This window comes from Cupriavidus ulmosensis (genome assembly GCF_977008105.1).
This window is the reverse complement of sequence record NZ_CDRMWP010000002.1, coordinates 428911-443971: the sequence shown is the minus strand read 5'-3', so window position 1 is coordinate 443971 and position 15061 is coordinate 428911. Positions and strand designations below refer to the sequence as shown.

Genomic DNA, 15061 nt, shown 5'->3' with positions numbered 1-15061 from the left:
CGCGGCGGCGCCGGACAGCGTCATTCGTCCTGGATACCGTTGCGCAGGACGCCGATGCCGGAGATTTCCACCTCGACCACATCCCCCGCGCGCATCCACAGCGGCGGATTGCGGAACGCGCCCACGCCGCCGGTGGTGCCGGTGATGATCACGTCGCCCGGGCGCAGTTCGGTGAAGGTGGAGCAGTAGGCGATGACGTCGCCCACGCTGAAGATCAGGTCGTCGGTGCGCGCCTGCTGCACCACCTCGCCGTTCAGGCGCGTGGTCAGCGTCAGTTGCGACGGGTCGGGGATCTCGTCGCTGGTCACCAGCCACGGCCCGAACGCGCCGGTCTGCGGGAAGTTCTTGCCCGGCGTGAACTGGATGGTGTGCTTCTGCCAGTCGCGCACGCTGCCGTCGTTGTAGCAGGCATAGCCGGCCACGTAGCCGAGCGCGTCGGCCGCGGCGACGTGGCGCGCGGTCTTGCCGATGACGACGGCCAGCTCGCCCTCGAAGTCGAGCTTTTCCGATGCGCGCGGGCGCACGATCGGCTTGCCGTGGGCCACCTGCGAATCGGCGAAGCGCGTGAAGAACATCGGGTACCTGGGCATCTCCCGGCCGGTCTCGCGCACGTGCGAGGCGTAGTTGATGCCGACGCAGAGGATCTTGGCCGGATCGGGGATCACCGGCAGGAATTCGACGTCCGCCACGGCCAGCGACGGCTGGCTGTCGGCGGCGATCGCCGCGATGCGCGGCAGGGCGCCACGCGCCAGCGCCTCGCGCAGGCTGGCGCCGACGGCGTCGCGATGCGGCGCGAGATCGACGATGCGGTCGCCGACGACGACGCCAAAGGCCTCGCGGCCACCGTGGGTGAAGCTGATGAGTCTCATGGAATCTCCTGGGTCCAAATGCGGTACCGCGCTTGGGGGGGCGCACCGAGTGAATGCATTATTCTCATATTGTGCGAATTATGCATTTAACGTTTACCACTATGCGCACCTGGCGAGATTCTTGCATTCAAGAAAGGGCTCGGTGATATGCTTCGGGGATGGAACCAAGGAGCATCGAAGAATGGCGACCGATCGTGCGCTCGGCGTACTGAAGCTGTTTTCGCTGGAGAAGCCGGTATGGACCGCCGAGGAAGCGGCCGCGCAGCTCGAGGTGTCGATCAGCAGCGCCTACCGCTACCTGTCGAACCTGATGGAGCTGGGGCTGGTCGCCACGGCCGGCGCGGGCCGCTACGTGCTGGGGCCGGCCATCATCCAGCTCGACCGCCAGATCCAGCTGACCGACCCGATGCTGCAGCAGGCGCGCCCGATCATGGACGAGCTGATCGCCTACGCGCCGCCGGGATCGGTGATGCTGCTGTGCCGCGCGTTCGGCGACTCGGTGCTGTGCGTGCATCAGGTGCTCAACCAGGGGCCGCAGGCCGTGGTGAGCTATGAGCGCGGCCGGCCGATGATCATGTTCCGCGGCGCCACCTCGCGCATCATCCTGGCGTTCCAGCAGACGCGCACGCTGCAGGCGCTGTACCACAAGCACGCGGACGAGATCCGCGCCGCCGGCCTGGGCGAGGACTGGGCCGCGTTCCGCCAGGCCCTGAGCCGCCTGCGCCGCGCGGGCCACGTCGTCTCGCACGGCGAGATCGACCCCGGCCGCGTCGGCATCGCCGCGCCCATCGTCAACGAGGACGGGCGCGCGATCGGCAGCCTCAGCTACGTGGTGGCGGCATCGGAAGTGGATGCGCGCGGCATCAACCGCCTGGTGCACCTGCTGGTGCCGGCCGCGGCGGAGATCCGCGCGTGAGCGGCGCCGCATCGCGCGGCGGCCGCGTCGGGACGCAGAGACGCGGCGGGCGCTAGCCCGCCTGCGGCACCCGCTTGCGCAGCAGGTACTTCTGCGTCCCCTCCATGACGCACACGCCGCGCTGGTTGCGCACTTCCGAGCGCATCACCAGCACGCCCGTGGTGCGGCCCGGGATCAGCTCGGCGACGGTCAGGCTGCCGTAGAGCGTGTCGCCGACGAAGACCGGCGCGAGGAAGCGGCTGCTCTGCTCGATGAAGGCCTTGAGCGACTGCTCCACCATGTGGGGAAACAGGCCGGCGCCCGCGGCGGTCTGGATCAGCACCTGGAAGCCGTGCGCGAGCATGTGCGGCATGCCGTGGGCGCGGCAATACTCGACGTCGTAGTGGACCGGATGGTTGTCGCCGCTGGCGAGCTGGAACGCGGCGAACAGCGCGTCCGTCATGGTGCGCGACGGCAGGTTCATGCGCTCGCCGACGGCGAAGTCCTCGAAGAAGCGCTGCGGGCATAGCTGGTAGTCGTGTTGCATCGGCTCGGTCTCCTGTGCGGGCTGGTGCCGCGTTTGTCGTGCTGCCGCGCTCAGTCGGCCTTCATGTTGGCGGCCACCGCCACCGGCTGCCACTTGGCGATCTCCGCGCGCACGAACTGGTCCAGCGCGTCCGGCGCCGGCTTCGGCTCGAGGATCAGCCCGAGCTCGCTGGCCTTGGCCTGCAGCGCGGGCTCCTGCAGCGTGCTGCCCAGCGTGGCGGCGAGCTTGCGCACGATCTCCGCGGGCGTCTTCGCCGGCGCGAACACGGCGTTCCACGTATAGGCCTCGTAGCCGGGCACCGCTTCCGCGATGGCGGGCGTGTCGGGCGTCTGCGGCAGGCGCCGCGCCATCGACGTGGCCAGCAGGCGCACGGTGCCGGCGCGCACCTGCGCCAGGCCCGTGGGCGCGCTGTCGATCATGAACGCGACGTGGCCGCCGATCAGGTCCGCCATCGCCGGCGCGCTGCCGCGATAGGGCACGTGCACGGCCCCGGTGCGGGCCATGTGGTTCAGCAGCTCGCCGCCGAGATGCGGAGCGCTGCCGACGCCCGCGGAACCGTAGTTGACCTTGCCCGGATGCGCCTTGAGGTAGGCGATGAATTCGCCGAGCGTCTGCGCCGGCACCGCCTTGTTGACCACCAGCACCAGCGGCGCGCGCGCCGCCAGCCCCACCGGCGCGAAGTCTTCGAGCGTGCGGTACGGCAGCGTGGCGTGGATGGCCGGGTTGACCGCGTGCGCGACCGTGGTGAGCAGCAGCGTGTAGCCGTCGGGCGCGGCCTTGGCGACGTTCTCCGTGCCGACGATGGTGCCCGCGCCGGAGCGGTTCTCGACCACCACCTGGGTCTTCAGTTGCCGGCTCCAGCCCTGCGCCAGCGCGCGCGCGAACGTGTCGGTGGGGCCGCCGGCGGCATACGGCACCACCAGGCGCACCGGCCGCGCGGGATACCCGGGCTGCGCCGCGGCGGGCCCCGTGAGTGCGGCGCCGAGGCAAAGCGCCGCGGCGAGTCTGGCCATCGGGGAAATCATGCTGGTGTCTCCGTCTTGTGCTTGCGGTATCCGGGCGGCATGCGCGGCATCGGCAGCCCCGGCGTGAGCCGACAATATAGAATCGGGTCCGGCACGGAGGCCAGTCGAAAGCGACGAGGGGTCCTTCGAAAACTTCTAATACGGGCCCCGGCGCCGCATGCGCCCGAGGCGGCCACGCGGGAGACACCATTGCGATTCGAACTGACCGACCTGCGCGTGTTCCTCGCCATCGCGCAGGCCAAGAGCCTGACCGCGGGCGCGTCCGACGTGCACCTGACCGCGCCGTCGGCCAGCTACCGGCTGAAGAACCTGGAACAGGCCGTCGGCGTGCCGCTGTTCAGGCGCACGCAGAAAGGCATGGCGCTGACCGCCGCCGGCGAGACCATGCTGCGCCACGCCAGGATCATCATGGGCAACGTCGAGCGGCTGCAGCACGAGATGCGCCGGCACACCGACGGCACCGAGGGCCACATCCGCGTGCACGCCAACAGCAGCACCATGAACAACCTGCCGGCGGCGCTCAGCCGCTTTCTCGCGGCGTATCCCAACGTCAACGTCGAGCTGGAGGAGCACCTCAGCCAGGACACCGCGCACGCGGTGCTGGAGCAGCGCGCCGACATCGGCCTGGTGGCCGGCGAGATCGACCTGCTCGGCCTGGAGTCGATCCGCTACGGCGAGGACGAGCTGATGTTCGCCGTGCCGCCGCGCCATCCGCTCGGCCTGCGCGAGGGCGTCACGCTGACCGACGCGCTGCAGTACGAACTGGTGTCGATCGGCGCCAAGAGCAGCAATTTCCTGTTCCTCAAGGACATGGCGGCGAGAGCCGGCATGGAGCCGCGCGTGCGCGTGCACGCGCCGAACTTCCCGGCCGTCATCCGCTGCGTGCAGGAAGGCGCGGGCATCTCGCTGGTGCCGCGCACGGTGGCCGCGCCCGCGATCGCGCAGGGCCTGGTCGAGGGCGTCGTGCTGCACGAACCGTGGGCGCGGCGCGAGCACCGCATCGTCGCGCAGCGGCTCGACGACCTGCCCGGCTACGCGCGCGCGTTCATCCGCTTCGTCGCCGGCGAGGACCAGGCGCCGTCCGTTAGACATCCTTGAAGCGGCGTTAGGAAATCTCGACTGGCCGGCCTCGGTCTCCATTCCTATACTCGGTCGTCCGCGGGACCGTGCGCCCGCACCGATGCCTGGAGACCCCCTTGTCTTTCTCAGTTCCCCCACTGGACGGGATCACCGTCCTCGCCCTGGAACACGCGGTGGCCGCGCCCTTCGCCAGCCGCCAGCTGGCCGACCTGGGCGCGCGCGTCGTCAAGATCGAGCGGCCCGGCAGCGGCGATTTCGCGCGCGGCTACGACCAGACGGTCAACGGCATGTCGTCGTTCTTCGTCTGGGCCAACCGCGGCAAGGAGAGCCTGACGCTCGACCTCAAGGATGCGCGCGCGGCCGGCATCCTCCGGCAGCTGCTCGGCGAGGCCGACGTCTTCATCCAGAACCTGGCGCCGGGCGCGGCCAGCCGCATGGGGCTCGATTTCGACACGCTGCACGCGGCCTTCCCGAAGCTGATCGTGTGCGACATCTCGGGCTACGGCGACCACGGCCCCTACCGCGACAAGAAAGCCTACGACCTGCTGATCCAGGCCGCGGCCGGCCTGATCTCCGTGACCGGCACGCCGGACGAACCCTCGCGCGCGGGCATCTCGATCGCCGACATCGCCGCGGGCATGTACGCCTACACCGGCATCCTCTCGGCGCTGCTGCACCGCGGGCGCACCGGCACCGGCGTGCGAGTCGAGGTGACGATGTTCGAGGCGCTGGCCGAATGGATGTCCTATCCGCTGTATTTCGCCCACTACGGCGGCGAGCCGCCGCTGCGCAACGGCCTGTCGCACCCGGCCATCGCGCCCTACGGGCAGTACGGCACCGGCGACGGCAACCGCGTGATCTTCGGCCTGCAGAACGACCGCGAATGGCAGCGCTTCTGCGCCGAGGTGCTGGAAGACGCCGCGCTGGCGGCGGACGCGCGCTTCTCGACCAACCACCAGCGCGTGGCCAACCGGGCCGCGCTGGACGCGGAGATCGGCCGCCACCTGCAACGCATGACGCGCGCGGAGCTGGTCGCGCGGCTCGACCGCGGCGGCATCGCCAACGCGCCGCTCAACGACATGCATGAAGTGTGGGCGCACCCGCAGTTCGCCGCGCGCGGCCGCTGGCGCGAAGTGGCGACGCCGGCCGGCCCGGTGCGGGCGCTGCTGCCGCCCGCCACGCTGGGCGGCGTGCCGGCGCGCATGGGCGGCGTGCCGGACGTCGGCGAGCACACCGCGCCGATCCTCGCCGCGCTGGGCTTCAGCGGCGCGCAGGTGGAGGCGCTGCGCGCCGACGGCGCCGTGTAGCGGGCCGGCGCGTCAGGCCCGCGCCGGCAGCGGCAGCCCGAGGTTCCCGCGCAGCGTGTCGGCCTCGTATTCGCGGCGGAACACGCCGCGCTCCTGCAGGATCGGCACCACCTCGGCGGTGAAGTCGTCGAGGCCGCCGGGGAAGTAGGCCGGCATGATGTTGAAGCCGTCCGCGCCGCCGCCGTCCACCCAGTCGATCATGTGCTGCGCCACCTGCGCCGCGGTGCCGACCACGATCTGGTGGCCGCGCGCGCTGGCCACCAGGTGATACAGCTGGCGCAGGGTCAGGCCGCGCTCGCGCGCGAGCTGGAGCAGCAGCACGCTGCGGCTGTGGACGCCCGCCTCCAGCGCGAGATCGGGCAGCGGGCCGTCGAGCGGATAGCCCGAGACGTCGATCATCAGTTGCTCGGTCAGGATGGCGAGCGCGTTGGACTGGTCGGTAAACGACTGCAGCAGCGCCAGCTTGTCGTGCGCCTCGGCCTCGGTGCGGCCGATGATCGGCATCAGCCCCGGCATGATCAGGCAGTGCGCCGGGTCGCGCCCCTGCGCCGCCACCTGGGCCTTGAGCCCCTGCGCGAACGCGCGCGCGGCGCCCAGGTCCTGCTGCGCGGTGAAGACCACCTCGGCGTGGCGCGCGGCCAGCGCCTGGCCGGGGCCGGACGAGCCGGCCTGGATCAGCACCGGATGCCCCTGCGGGCTGTTGGTGACGTTGAGCGGGCCGGCCACCGAGAAATGCCGGCCGCGATGGTTCAGCGCGTGCATCTTGGCCACGTCCACGTAGACGCCGGCCTGCTTGTCGAGCACGTAGGGATCGGGGTCCCACGACTGCCACAGGCCCTTGACCACGCTGACGAACTCCTCCGCGATCTCGTAGCGCTGCTCGTGGTCGGGGTGGCGCTCGCGGCTGAAGTTGATCGAGCCGTCGGCAAACGTGGTGACGATGTTCCACGCCGCCCGGCCGCGCGAGAGCTTGTCCACGGTGGCCAGCGTGCGCGCCAGGTTGAACGGCTCGCTGTAGGTGGTGGAGGCGGTGCCGGCCAGGCCGATGTGGCTCGTCACCATCGACAGCGCGGCCAGCATGGCGAGCGGGTCGGGCCGGGTGATCATCGACGGATGCGAGTCGGCGGTCGTCAGCAGGCGGTCGCCGAAGAACACCATGTCGAACTTGGCGCGCTCGGCGGCCTGCGTCATGCGCACCACCAGGTCGACGTTCTCGGTGCCGGCTTCGGCGCCGGGGTAGCGCCAGCCGGCGGCATGGTGGCCGGCGGCCAGCAGGAACAGTCCCAGCTTCATGGGGGGAATCTCCGGGAAAAACTTGGGTTGAATGATGTCGTCAGTTGCTTTGCACGCCGCCGGCCTGCACCACGCGCTGGGCGAGGTCGTGCACGGAGCGGATCTTCTGCGCGGTCTGCTCGGGCGTCAGCGCCTGCACCTCGACCTGCACGCGCGCGAGCGCCTCGACGGTGTCGCGCTCGTGCAGGATCTCCGCGATCCACCGGCGCAGCCGCGCCAGCACCTCGGGCGGCGTGCCCTTGGGCGCGGTGATGAAGAACGAGCCAGCCAGCGCGTCCTCCCAGTCATGGATGCCGGCCTGCTGGATCGACGGCACGCCGGGCAGCTCGGGCGCGCGGCTGCCGCCGAAGTAGGCCAGCGCGCGCAGCTTGCCGGCCTTGATGAACGAGGCGCTGAGCGGATCGAACACGATGTCCACGTGGCCCGCCACCACGTCGGCCACCGCCGGCGCGCTGCCCTTGTAGGGCACGTGGCGGATGTCGATGCCGGCGATGCGCTTGAGCAGCTCGCCGGCCAGATGGCCCGGCGTGCCATTGCCGGAGCTGGCATAGGTCAGCTGGCCGGGATGGGCGCGCGCGTAGGCGATCAGCTGCTGCAGCGTCTGCGCCGGCACCGCGGGATTGACCGCCACGGTGGCCAGCGAGTTGCCGACGTAGGCCACCGGCACCAGGTCGGAGAACGGGTCGAACCGCACCTTCATCAGTTGCGGCGCGATGGCGAGGTTGCCGATCGAGGTATTCAGCAGCGTGTAGCCGTCGGCCGGCGCGCCGGCCACGAACCCCGCGCCGAGCGTGCCGCCGGCGCCGGGCTTGTAGTCGAGCACGACCGGCTGCCCGCTCTTCTCGGCCAGGCGCCGGGTGAGGATGCGCGCGACGTTGTCGTTGGTGCCGCCCGGCGTGTAGGGCACCACGTAGGTGATCGGCTTGGCCGGATAGGCGGCGTCGGCCAGGGCCGGAACGGCGGCGCAGGCGAGCAGCAGCGAGGCCAGGGCATGGCGCCGGAGGGAGGACAGTAGCGATGACATGAACGATGGGGGAGGAAATGGAAAGCGGGGAGCGCGCGCGTGGCGGGAAATCCGTTGGCCGGATCCCGCGGGCGCCGCGCGCGCGGCAGCGGCGGCGGCCCGCCTGTGCGCCGCCCGGTGGCGGCGGCGAGGAGGGCATGAAAAAACCGCCGCTCATCGTAGACGCTGGCGCGGCCAGACCGAACGACCGATTTGGCATATCCATAGCCGCTGCGCGCACGCATCAGGAAACACATATCCGTATGCGAAATGGGCGCTTGGCGCGGCGGCGCCGGCACGCAACAATCGCCGGTTCCGATGTTTCCGCTCGCGCGCCCGTGCCGGCCGCGCGGCCCGCCGTGCCATGCCTCGCCCGATCCGCCAGATCCGTTTCAACGCCTTCATGATGAATTGCGTGGTGCACCTTGCACCCGGGCAATGGACCGCGCCGGACGACCACGCGGCCGACTACCTCGATCCGGGCTACTGGGTCGCGCTGGCCAGGAAGCTGGAGGAAGGCCTGTTCGACAGCCTGTTCCTCGGCGACATCACCGGCGTCTACGACGTGTTCGGCGGCGCGGCCGACGCCGCGCTGCGCACCGCCGCGCAGGTGCCGATGAACGATCCGGTGCCGCTGATCCCGCTGATGGCGCACGCCACCCGGCACCTCGGCTTCGGCGTCACGGTCTCGGTGGCCTACGAGCCGCCCTACCTGCTGGCGCGCCGCCTGACCACGCTGGACCATCTGAGCGGCGGCCGCGTGGCGTGGAACGTGGTCACGTCCTACCTGGAAAGCGGCGCGCGCAGCCTGGGCCAGCGCGAGCTGCGCGCCCACGACGAGCGCTACGACCGCGCCGACGAATTCCTGGAAGTCTGCTACAAGCTGTGGGAAGGCAGCTGGGAGGACGGCGCCGTGCGGCGCGACAAGGCGCGCGGCGTCTACGCCGACCCCGCGCGCGTGCACGCGGTGCGGCACGAAGGCCGCTACTTCGACCTCGACGGCATCTTCCAGTGCGAGCCGTCCGCGCAGCGCACGCCGCTGCTGTTCCAGGCCGGCGGCTCGGCGCGCGGCACGCGCTTCGCCGCGCGCCATGCCGAGTGCATCTTCGTCGGCGCGCCCACGCGCAACGGCCTGCGCCGCGCGGTGGCATCGCTGCGCGCGGCGCTGGCCGAGGCCGGCCGCGCGCCGGACAGCGCGCTGCTGTTCGCCATGTTCACGGTCATCGTCGACGAGACCGCGGAGAAGGCGCAGGCGCGCTACGCCGCCTACCGCGCGCGCGCCAGCTACGACGGCGCGCTGGCGCTGCTGTCGGGCTGGACCGGCATCGACCTGTCGCGCTACGCGCCGGACGACACGCTCGAATACGTCGACACCAAGGCCGGCCAGTCGGCGCTGGCCTCGTTCAGCAAGCTCGACCCGCAGCGCACCTGGACCGTGCGCGACGCCGTGGAATTCGTCGCCATCGGCGGCCGCGGCCCGGTGGTGGTGGGCGATCCGGTGCAGGTGGCGGACGAACTGCAGGCGTGGATGGAGGACACCGGCATCGACGGCTTCAACCTGGCCTGGGTGGAATCGCCGCGCACCTTCCACGACGTGGTCGACTACCTGGTGCCGGAGCTGCAGCGCCGCGGCGCCTACAAGACCGCCTACGCGCCGGGCACGCTGCGCGACAAGCTGCTCGGCCACGGCCCGCGCCTGCAGGCGCCGCACCCCGGCGCCGGCTTCCGCGCGCCGGCCCGGGACGACTGATCCGCCCGCGCGGTCCTTCCGCACGCCCTCCCCTTTCACCAGCAGGACCACACATGCCCCGCATCAGCGAACTCGACCCCGCCACCTTCGACCCGGCCCGCCGCGAGCTGTTCGACCAGTTCACCGGCAACGGCGCCCATTTCGCCGACCAGTTCTCGGTGCTCGCGCACGTGGCGCCGGCCGTGGAGCACCTGCCGCGCATGCTGCTCGAGCTCAAGGCGCGCAACGGCGTGCCGTACCGCTACATCGAGCTGGCCATCGTGGTGGTGTCGCTGCTCAACGACTGCGACTACTGCGTGCGCAGCCACGCGCCGCGCCTGGCCGTGGAAGGCATCAGCGAGGACGGCGCGCGCCGCCTGCTCGACTATGCCGGCCATCCCGAGCTCGACGAAGTGGACAAGCTGGTGGTGGAATACGCGGTCGCCGTCACGCAGGCGCCGCAGCGCATCCGCGACCAGGTCTTCACGCGGCTGCGCGCGCATTTCAGCGAGGCGCAGGTGGTCGAGCTGACGCTGCGCATCGCGCTGTGCGGCTTCTTCAACCGCTTCAACCAGGCGCTGCAGATCGGCGAGGACGCCACCGCCGTCCATCCGCGCTGATGGCACCCGCCCGCATCTTCTCTTCCGCTCTCTTCCGCCCTCTCCTGATCCCGACCTGCCATGACTGATTCTTCCTCGTTCGAGCGCCGCGCCTTCCTGCGCGCCGCGGGCGCATCGCTGGCCGCGCTGGCCGCGCCGCAACTGGCGCTGGCCCAGGGCGGCGGCCCCATCCGCATCGGCGTGCTGGTGCCGCTGTCCGGCGGCGGCGGCGCCTACGGCCAGGGCATGGCCAATGCCGCGCGCAAGGCCGCCGACTACATCAACGCCGAGGCCGGCGGCGTGCTGGGCGGGCGCAAGCTGGAAATCCTGGTGGAGGACAGCGAGAGCAACCCCACCGCCGGCGTGGCCGCGGCGCGCAAGCTGCTGGACGTGGGCAAGGTGTCGGCCATCGTCGGCCTGTGGAGCAGCGCGGTGGCGATGGCGATCAAGCCGCTGACCATCGAGAAAGGCATCCCGCTGCTGGTCAGCGGCTCCGGCGACGAGGTCACGCAGGGCGACAACAAGGGGCTGGTGTGGCGCTTCCAGGCGCGCGGCAGCGACTGGGGCGCGGTATTCGCGCGCGCCGCGCTCAAGGACGGCGCGCGCAAGGCCTCGCTGCTGGTGCTGCAGACGCCGTTCACGCTGAGCATGGTCGAGCCGTTCGCGGCCGAGTTCAGGAAGGGCGGCGGCCAGGTGCTCGACACGGTGTTCTACAACCCCAACCAGCCCTCCTATCGCGCCGAGGTGGAGAAGGTGTTCGGCAAGAAGCCGGACGCGGTGTTCCTGCCCAGCTACCTGCCCGACCTGTCGGCCATCGCGCGCGAGGTCTACCGCAGCGGCTTCAGCGACACGCGCATCTACGCCAACTCGTCGTCGGCCGATGCCGAGGGCGCTTTCATCAAGAACGTGGGCAAGGCGGTGGCCGAGGGCATCCACCACATCCAGTCGATCCCGCCGGCGGACTCCACCGCGTACAAGACCTTTGCCCGCGTCGCCGGCATCCCGGCCGGCACGCTGGCCATCTTCCCGTCCAACGTGTGGGACGAGATCTCGGTGCTGGCGCTGGCCATCGAGCGCGCCGGCAGCGCCGACCCGCAGGTGTTCGCCAGGTCCATCCTGCCGGTGGTCAACGGCCCCGGCAAGACCGTGGAGAATCCCGTCGACGGCCTCAAGGCGCTGCGCGCCAGGCAGGCGATCGCCTACAGCGGCGCCGGCTCGCACTTCCAGTTCACGCCGACCGGCGACCAGCTGAACCGCGAGTATGGCCACTTCGTGATCCGCAACGGCGCCAACCAGCTCGTCGACACGCTCAAGTGATGACGCAGGCAGCCCTGGACAGCGCCCCCGCCGCCGCGCCGGCCCGCGCCGCGCCCGGCCAGCGCGCGCAGCGCGTGCTGGCGGCCGAGGCGGTCAGCGTGTCCTTCGGCGGCGTGCGCGCGCTCGACGGCGCCTCGGTCAGCCTGGCGCCGGGCCGCATCACCGGCCTGGTCGGGCCCAACGGCGCCGGCAAGTCGACCCTGTTCAACGTGCTGGCCGGCACGCAGCGGCCGCGGCGCGGCACGGTGCGGCTGGCCGGCGCCGACATCACGCGCATGCCGGTGCACCGGCGCGCGCACGCGGGCATCGCCCGCACCTTCCAGCTCGCGCGCGAGCTGGACAGCCTGAGCGTGCTGGAGAACCTGCTGCTGGCCGCGCCGCGCCAGCCCGGCGAGCGCCTGGGCAACCTGCTGTTGCGCCGCGGCGCCGTGCGCCGCGCCGAGGCCGCGGCCATCGAGCGCGCGCTGGCGCTGCTCGCCCGCGTGCGCCTGACGCGGCTGGCCGACCAGCCCGCCGGCGCGCTCTCCGGCGGCCAGAAGAAGCTGCTGGAGCTGTGCCGCGCGCTGATGCTGGAGCCGGACATCGTGCTGCTCGACGAGCCCGCCGCCGGCGTCAACCCGGCGCTGATCGAGGAGCTGTGCCAGTTCATCCTGGCGCTGCGCGGCGAGGGCAAGACCTTCGCCATCGTCGAGCACAACATGGACATGGTGGCCGCGCTGTGCGACCACGTCTACGTGCTGGCCGAAGGCCGGGTGCTCACGCAGGGCAGCTTCGACGCCGTGACCGCCGACACGCGCGTGCGCCAGGCCTACCTGGGAGAGCCATGATGGACGCGCCGCAAGAACTGGTGCTGGCGGGCGTGTCGGCCGGCTACCGGGACAAGGACATCCTGCACGGCGTGAGCTTCACGGTGCCGCCGGGCGGCGCGCTGACCGTGATCGGCCCCAATGGCTCGGGCAAGTCCACGCTGCTCAAGGCGGTGGCCGGCCTGCTGCCGCTGTCGGCCGGCAGCGTGCGCCTGGGCGCGCGCGAACTCGGCCCGCTCGACGCCCCGGCGCGCGCGCGCCTGGGGCTGGCCTACGTGCCGCAGGAGGGCAACGTGTTCGCCAACCTCAGCGTGGCCGACAACCTGCGGCTGGGCTGGGAATTCCTGCACGCCGGCCGGGGCGCGGGCAGCGCGGCGCGGCGCCGGCGGCAGGAGTACGTGCTGGACCTGTTCCCCGAGATCCGCGCGCGCCTGCCGGGCAGCGCGGGGCTGCTCAGCGGCGGCCAGCGCCAGATGGTGGCGATGGCCTCGGCGCTGATGCAGACGCCGTCGCTGCTGGTGCTGGACGAGCCCTCGGCGGGCCTGTCGCCGCGCAACGCGGCGCTGCTGTTCGAGGTCATCGCGCGCATCCGCGCCACCGGCATCACGCTGCTGATGATCGAGCAGAACGTGCGCCTCGGGCTGGCCGCGGCCGACACCGGGCTGGTGCTGGCCGCCGGCCAGGTGCGGCTGGTGGCGCCGGCCGCGGGCCTGGCCGACGACGACGCGGTGCGCCAGCTCTACCTGGGCACGCGCGCGCACGACACCCGCCTCGCCGGCGGCGCTTCATAAAAGGCCACACCGATGCTTCAACTCATCTTCAACGGCCTGGTCTCCGGCCTGCTGGTGGCGCTGCCGGCGCTGGCGCTGGCGCTGAGCTTCAGCGTGCTGCGCTTCGCCAATTTCGCCATCGGCGCCATGCTGACGCTGGGCGCCTACCTGATCTACCTGTTCAACGCGGTGCTGGGCTGGCCGCTGCCGTGGGCTGCCGCGGCCGGCGTGGCGCTGGGCGGCGTGGTGGCGGTGGCGGTGGACTGGCTGGTCTACCGCCGCCTGCGCGAGCGCTCCGGCGTGACGCTGCTGGTGGCCAGCATGGGCGTGGCCTTCGTGCTGGAGAACGCGGTGCGCTTCGTCGCCGGCGGCACGCCGCTGGGCTACGACACCGAGCCGGCGCGCCCGTTCCGCGTGGCCGCGCTGGAGCCGCTGGGCGGCCTGCGCGTGAACTACGAGCAATGGCTGATCGTGCTGGTCGGCGCGGCCAGCCTGGCGCTGGTGTGGCTCGTGTTCCGCTGCACGCCGCTGGGCCGCGCCATGCGCGCGGTGGCGGACAATCCGGCGCTGGCGGCGGTGCGCGGCATCTCGCGCGCGCGCGTGGTGGCGCTGACGTGGTTCCTGTCGGGCGCGCTGGCCAGCGCCGCCGGCCTGCTGGTCGGGCTGGACGCCACGCTCGATCCGCAGATGGGCTGGAACTACGTGCTGCCGGTGTTCGCCGCCGCCATCCTCGGCGGCATCGCCAACCCGATGGCGGCGGTGTTCGGCGCGCTGGTGATGGGCGTGGCCGCCGAGGCCTCCACGCTGGCGCTGCCGTCGCACTACCGCACGCTGGTGGCCTTCGCCGTGCTTGCCGCGCTGCTGCTGGTGCGGCCGTGGGGCGTGTTCGGCCGCGCGCCGGTGCAGAAATAAGGAAGCGGACCATGAGCAGCTACCTGATCTCCCTGCTGATGCTGGTCTCCATCGCCGGCATCGCCGCGCTCGGACTGAACCTGCAATGGGGCCTGACCGGACTGGTCAACTTCGGCCTGTTCGGCTTCTACATGCTGGCCGCCTACGCCTGCGCGCAGCTCGCGCACCTGGGCTGGAACCCGTGGCTGGCGCTGGCCGCCGCCGCCGCGCTGACCATGCTCGCCAGCGCGCTGACCAGCCTGATCTCCGCGCGGCTGTCCGAGGACTACCTCGCCATCGTCACGCTGGGGTTCGCCGAATGCCTCAAGCTGGTCGCGATCCACGAGGAATGGCTCACGCGCGGCAGCCTCGGCATCGCCAACATCCCGCGCCCGGTGGCCGGCGACGGCGCGCTGCTGGCCGTCTCGCTGGCGCTGCTGGCGGCGGTCTTCGCGCTGTTCGAGGTGGTGGCGCGCGCGCCGCTGGGCCGCACCGCGCGCGCGCTGCGCGATGACCCGCTGGTGGCCGCCACGCTGGGCAAGCCGGTGCTGTGGCTGCGCCTGCGGCTGTTCGCGCTGGGCGGCGGCGCCATCGGGCTGGCCGGCGGCATGCATGCGTTCTACTACCAGTACATCGACCCGACCCAGTTCGGCCCGATCCTCACCGCCTATGCCTTCATGGGCGTGATCATCGGCGGGCGCGGCAGCAACCGCGGCGTGCTGCTGTCGGCGTTCACCGTGGTGGCGCTGCTCGAAGGCACGCGCTTCGTCAACGACTACGTGGCGTGGCTCAGCGCCAGCCAGCTTGCCTCGCTGCGGCTGATGCTGATCGGGCTGGGGCTGATCGTGGCGCTGATCTACCGGCCCGCCGGGCTGGTGGCCGAGTACCGCCTGCGCGCGGCCCCCGGCGCGGACCAGCCGTCCGCCTGAA

The 15061-nt window shown here is 71.7% G+C and carries 15 protein-coding genes; 10 read left to right on the top strand and 5 right to left on the bottom strand.

Translation table 11 applies throughout. The features are described from left to right. Window positions 1-20: 20 nt before the first annotated feature. Window positions 21-869 carry a fumarylacetoacetate hydrolase family protein gene (locus ACWTPI_RS21895; protein ID WP_020203075.1) on the bottom strand — a complete coding sequence of 283 codons (849 nt, stop codon included), beginning with the start codon at window positions 867-869 and terminating at the stop codon, window positions 21-23. Window positions 870-1050: 181 nt separating this feature from the next. Here ACWTPI_RS21895 and ACWTPI_RS21890 point away from each other — a divergent pair, with 181 nt between their 5' ends. Continuing rightward, window positions 1051-1785: an IclR family transcriptional regulator gene (locus ACWTPI_RS21890; RefSeq protein ID WP_020203074.1), complete on the top strand. Its 735-nt coding sequence runs from the start codon at window positions 1051-1053 to the stop codon at window positions 1783-1785. 52 nt (window positions 1786-1837) lie between these two features. On the opposite strand, the gene ACWTPI_RS21885 is transcribed toward ACWTPI_RS21890, so the two are convergent. Next, window positions 1838-2311: a MaoC family dehydratase gene (locus ACWTPI_RS21885; protein ID WP_020203073.1), complete on the bottom strand. Its 474-nt coding sequence runs from the start codon at window positions 2309-2311 to the stop codon at window positions 1838-1840. 50 nt (window positions 2312-2361) lie between these two features. Continuing rightward, on the bottom strand, window positions 2362-3336 hold the full coding sequence (locus tag ACWTPI_RS21880; protein ID WP_059414987.1) for a tripartite tricarboxylate transporter substrate binding protein: 975 nt from the start codon (window positions 3334-3336) through the stop codon (window positions 2362-2364). Between the two features lie 189 nt (window positions 3337-3525). On the opposite strand from ACWTPI_RS21880, the gene ACWTPI_RS21875 reads away from it, so the two are divergent. Both ACWTPI_RS21875 and ACWTPI_RS21870 read left to right on the top strand, forming a co-directional pair. Further along, on the top strand, window positions 3526-4434 hold the full coding sequence (locus ACWTPI_RS21875) for a LysR family transcriptional regulator (protein WP_454732707.1): 909 nt from the start codon (window positions 3526-3528) through the stop codon (window positions 4432-4434). Window positions 4435-4532: 98 nt separating this feature from the next. Next, the gene (locus tag ACWTPI_RS21870) at window positions 4533-5723 is read left to right on the top strand and encodes a CaiB/BaiF CoA transferase family protein (protein WP_454732706.1); all 1191 of its coding nucleotides are present in this window, start codon (window positions 4533-4535) and stop codon (window positions 5721-5723) included. 12 nt (window positions 5724-5735) lie between these two features. On the opposite strand, the gene ACWTPI_RS21865 is transcribed toward ACWTPI_RS21870, so the two are convergent. Both ACWTPI_RS21865 and ACWTPI_RS21860 read right to left on the bottom strand, forming a co-directional pair. Next, entirely contained in the window at window positions 5736-7016 is a 1281-nt protein-coding gene (locus ACWTPI_RS21865) for an LLM class flavin-dependent oxidoreductase (protein ID WP_059414979.1), read from the bottom strand. 40 nt (window positions 7017-7056) lie between these two features. Beyond that, window positions 7057-8040, bottom strand: a complete 984-nt coding sequence (locus tag ACWTPI_RS21860) for a Bug family tripartite tricarboxylate transporter substrate binding protein (protein WP_020203068.1) — start codon at window positions 8038-8040, stop codon at window positions 7057-7059. Window positions 8041-8383: 343 nt separating this feature from the next. On the opposite strand from ACWTPI_RS21860, the gene ACWTPI_RS21855 reads away from it, so the two are divergent. Genes ACWTPI_RS21855 through ACWTPI_RS21825 form a run of 7 tightly spaced genes read left to right on the top strand, consistent with a single transcriptional unit; the run spans window position 8384 to window position 15060 of the window. Next, the gene (locus tag ACWTPI_RS21855; RefSeq protein WP_454732705.1) at window positions 8384-9769 is read left to right on the top strand and encodes an LLM class flavin-dependent oxidoreductase; all 1386 of its coding nucleotides are present in this window, start codon (window positions 8384-8386) and stop codon (window positions 9767-9769) included. 53 nt (window positions 9770-9822) lie between these two features. Next, on the top strand, window positions 9823-10368 hold the full coding sequence (locus ACWTPI_RS21850) for a carboxymuconolactone decarboxylase family protein (protein ID WP_454732704.1): 546 nt from the start codon (window positions 9823-9825) through the stop codon (window positions 10366-10368). Between the two features lie 60 nt (window positions 10369-10428). After that, window positions 10429-11664 carry an ABC transporter substrate-binding protein gene (locus ACWTPI_RS21845; protein WP_020203065.1) on the top strand — a complete coding sequence of 412 codons (1236 nt, stop codon included), beginning with the start codon at window positions 10429-10431 and terminating at the stop codon, window positions 11662-11664. Then, window positions 11664-12491: an ABC transporter ATP-binding protein gene (locus ACWTPI_RS21840; RefSeq protein WP_197090445.1), complete on the top strand. Its 828-nt coding sequence runs from the start codon at window positions 11664-11666 to the stop codon at window positions 12489-12491. Before ACWTPI_RS21845 ends, ACWTPI_RS21840 begins: the two co-directional genes overlap by 1 nt. After that, a complete protein-coding gene (locus ACWTPI_RS21835; RefSeq protein WP_454732703.1) occupies window positions 12488-13261 on the top strand; it encodes an ABC transporter ATP-binding protein in 774 nt (257 codons plus the stop codon). Before ACWTPI_RS21840 ends, ACWTPI_RS21835 begins: the two co-directional genes overlap by 4 nt. A gap of 12 nt (window positions 13262-13273) precedes the next feature. Then, window positions 13274-14152 (top strand): branched-chain amino acid ABC transporter permease, encoded by an 879-nt coding sequence (locus ACWTPI_RS21830; protein WP_020203062.1) that lies wholly within the window; start codon window positions 13274-13276, stop codon window positions 14150-14152. 11 nt (window positions 14153-14163) lie between these two features. Beyond that, window positions 14164-15060: a branched-chain amino acid ABC transporter permease gene (locus ACWTPI_RS21825; RefSeq protein WP_454732702.1), complete on the top strand. Its 897-nt coding sequence runs from the start codon at window positions 14164-14166 to the stop codon at window positions 15058-15060. Window position 15061 lies beyond the last annotated feature (1 nt).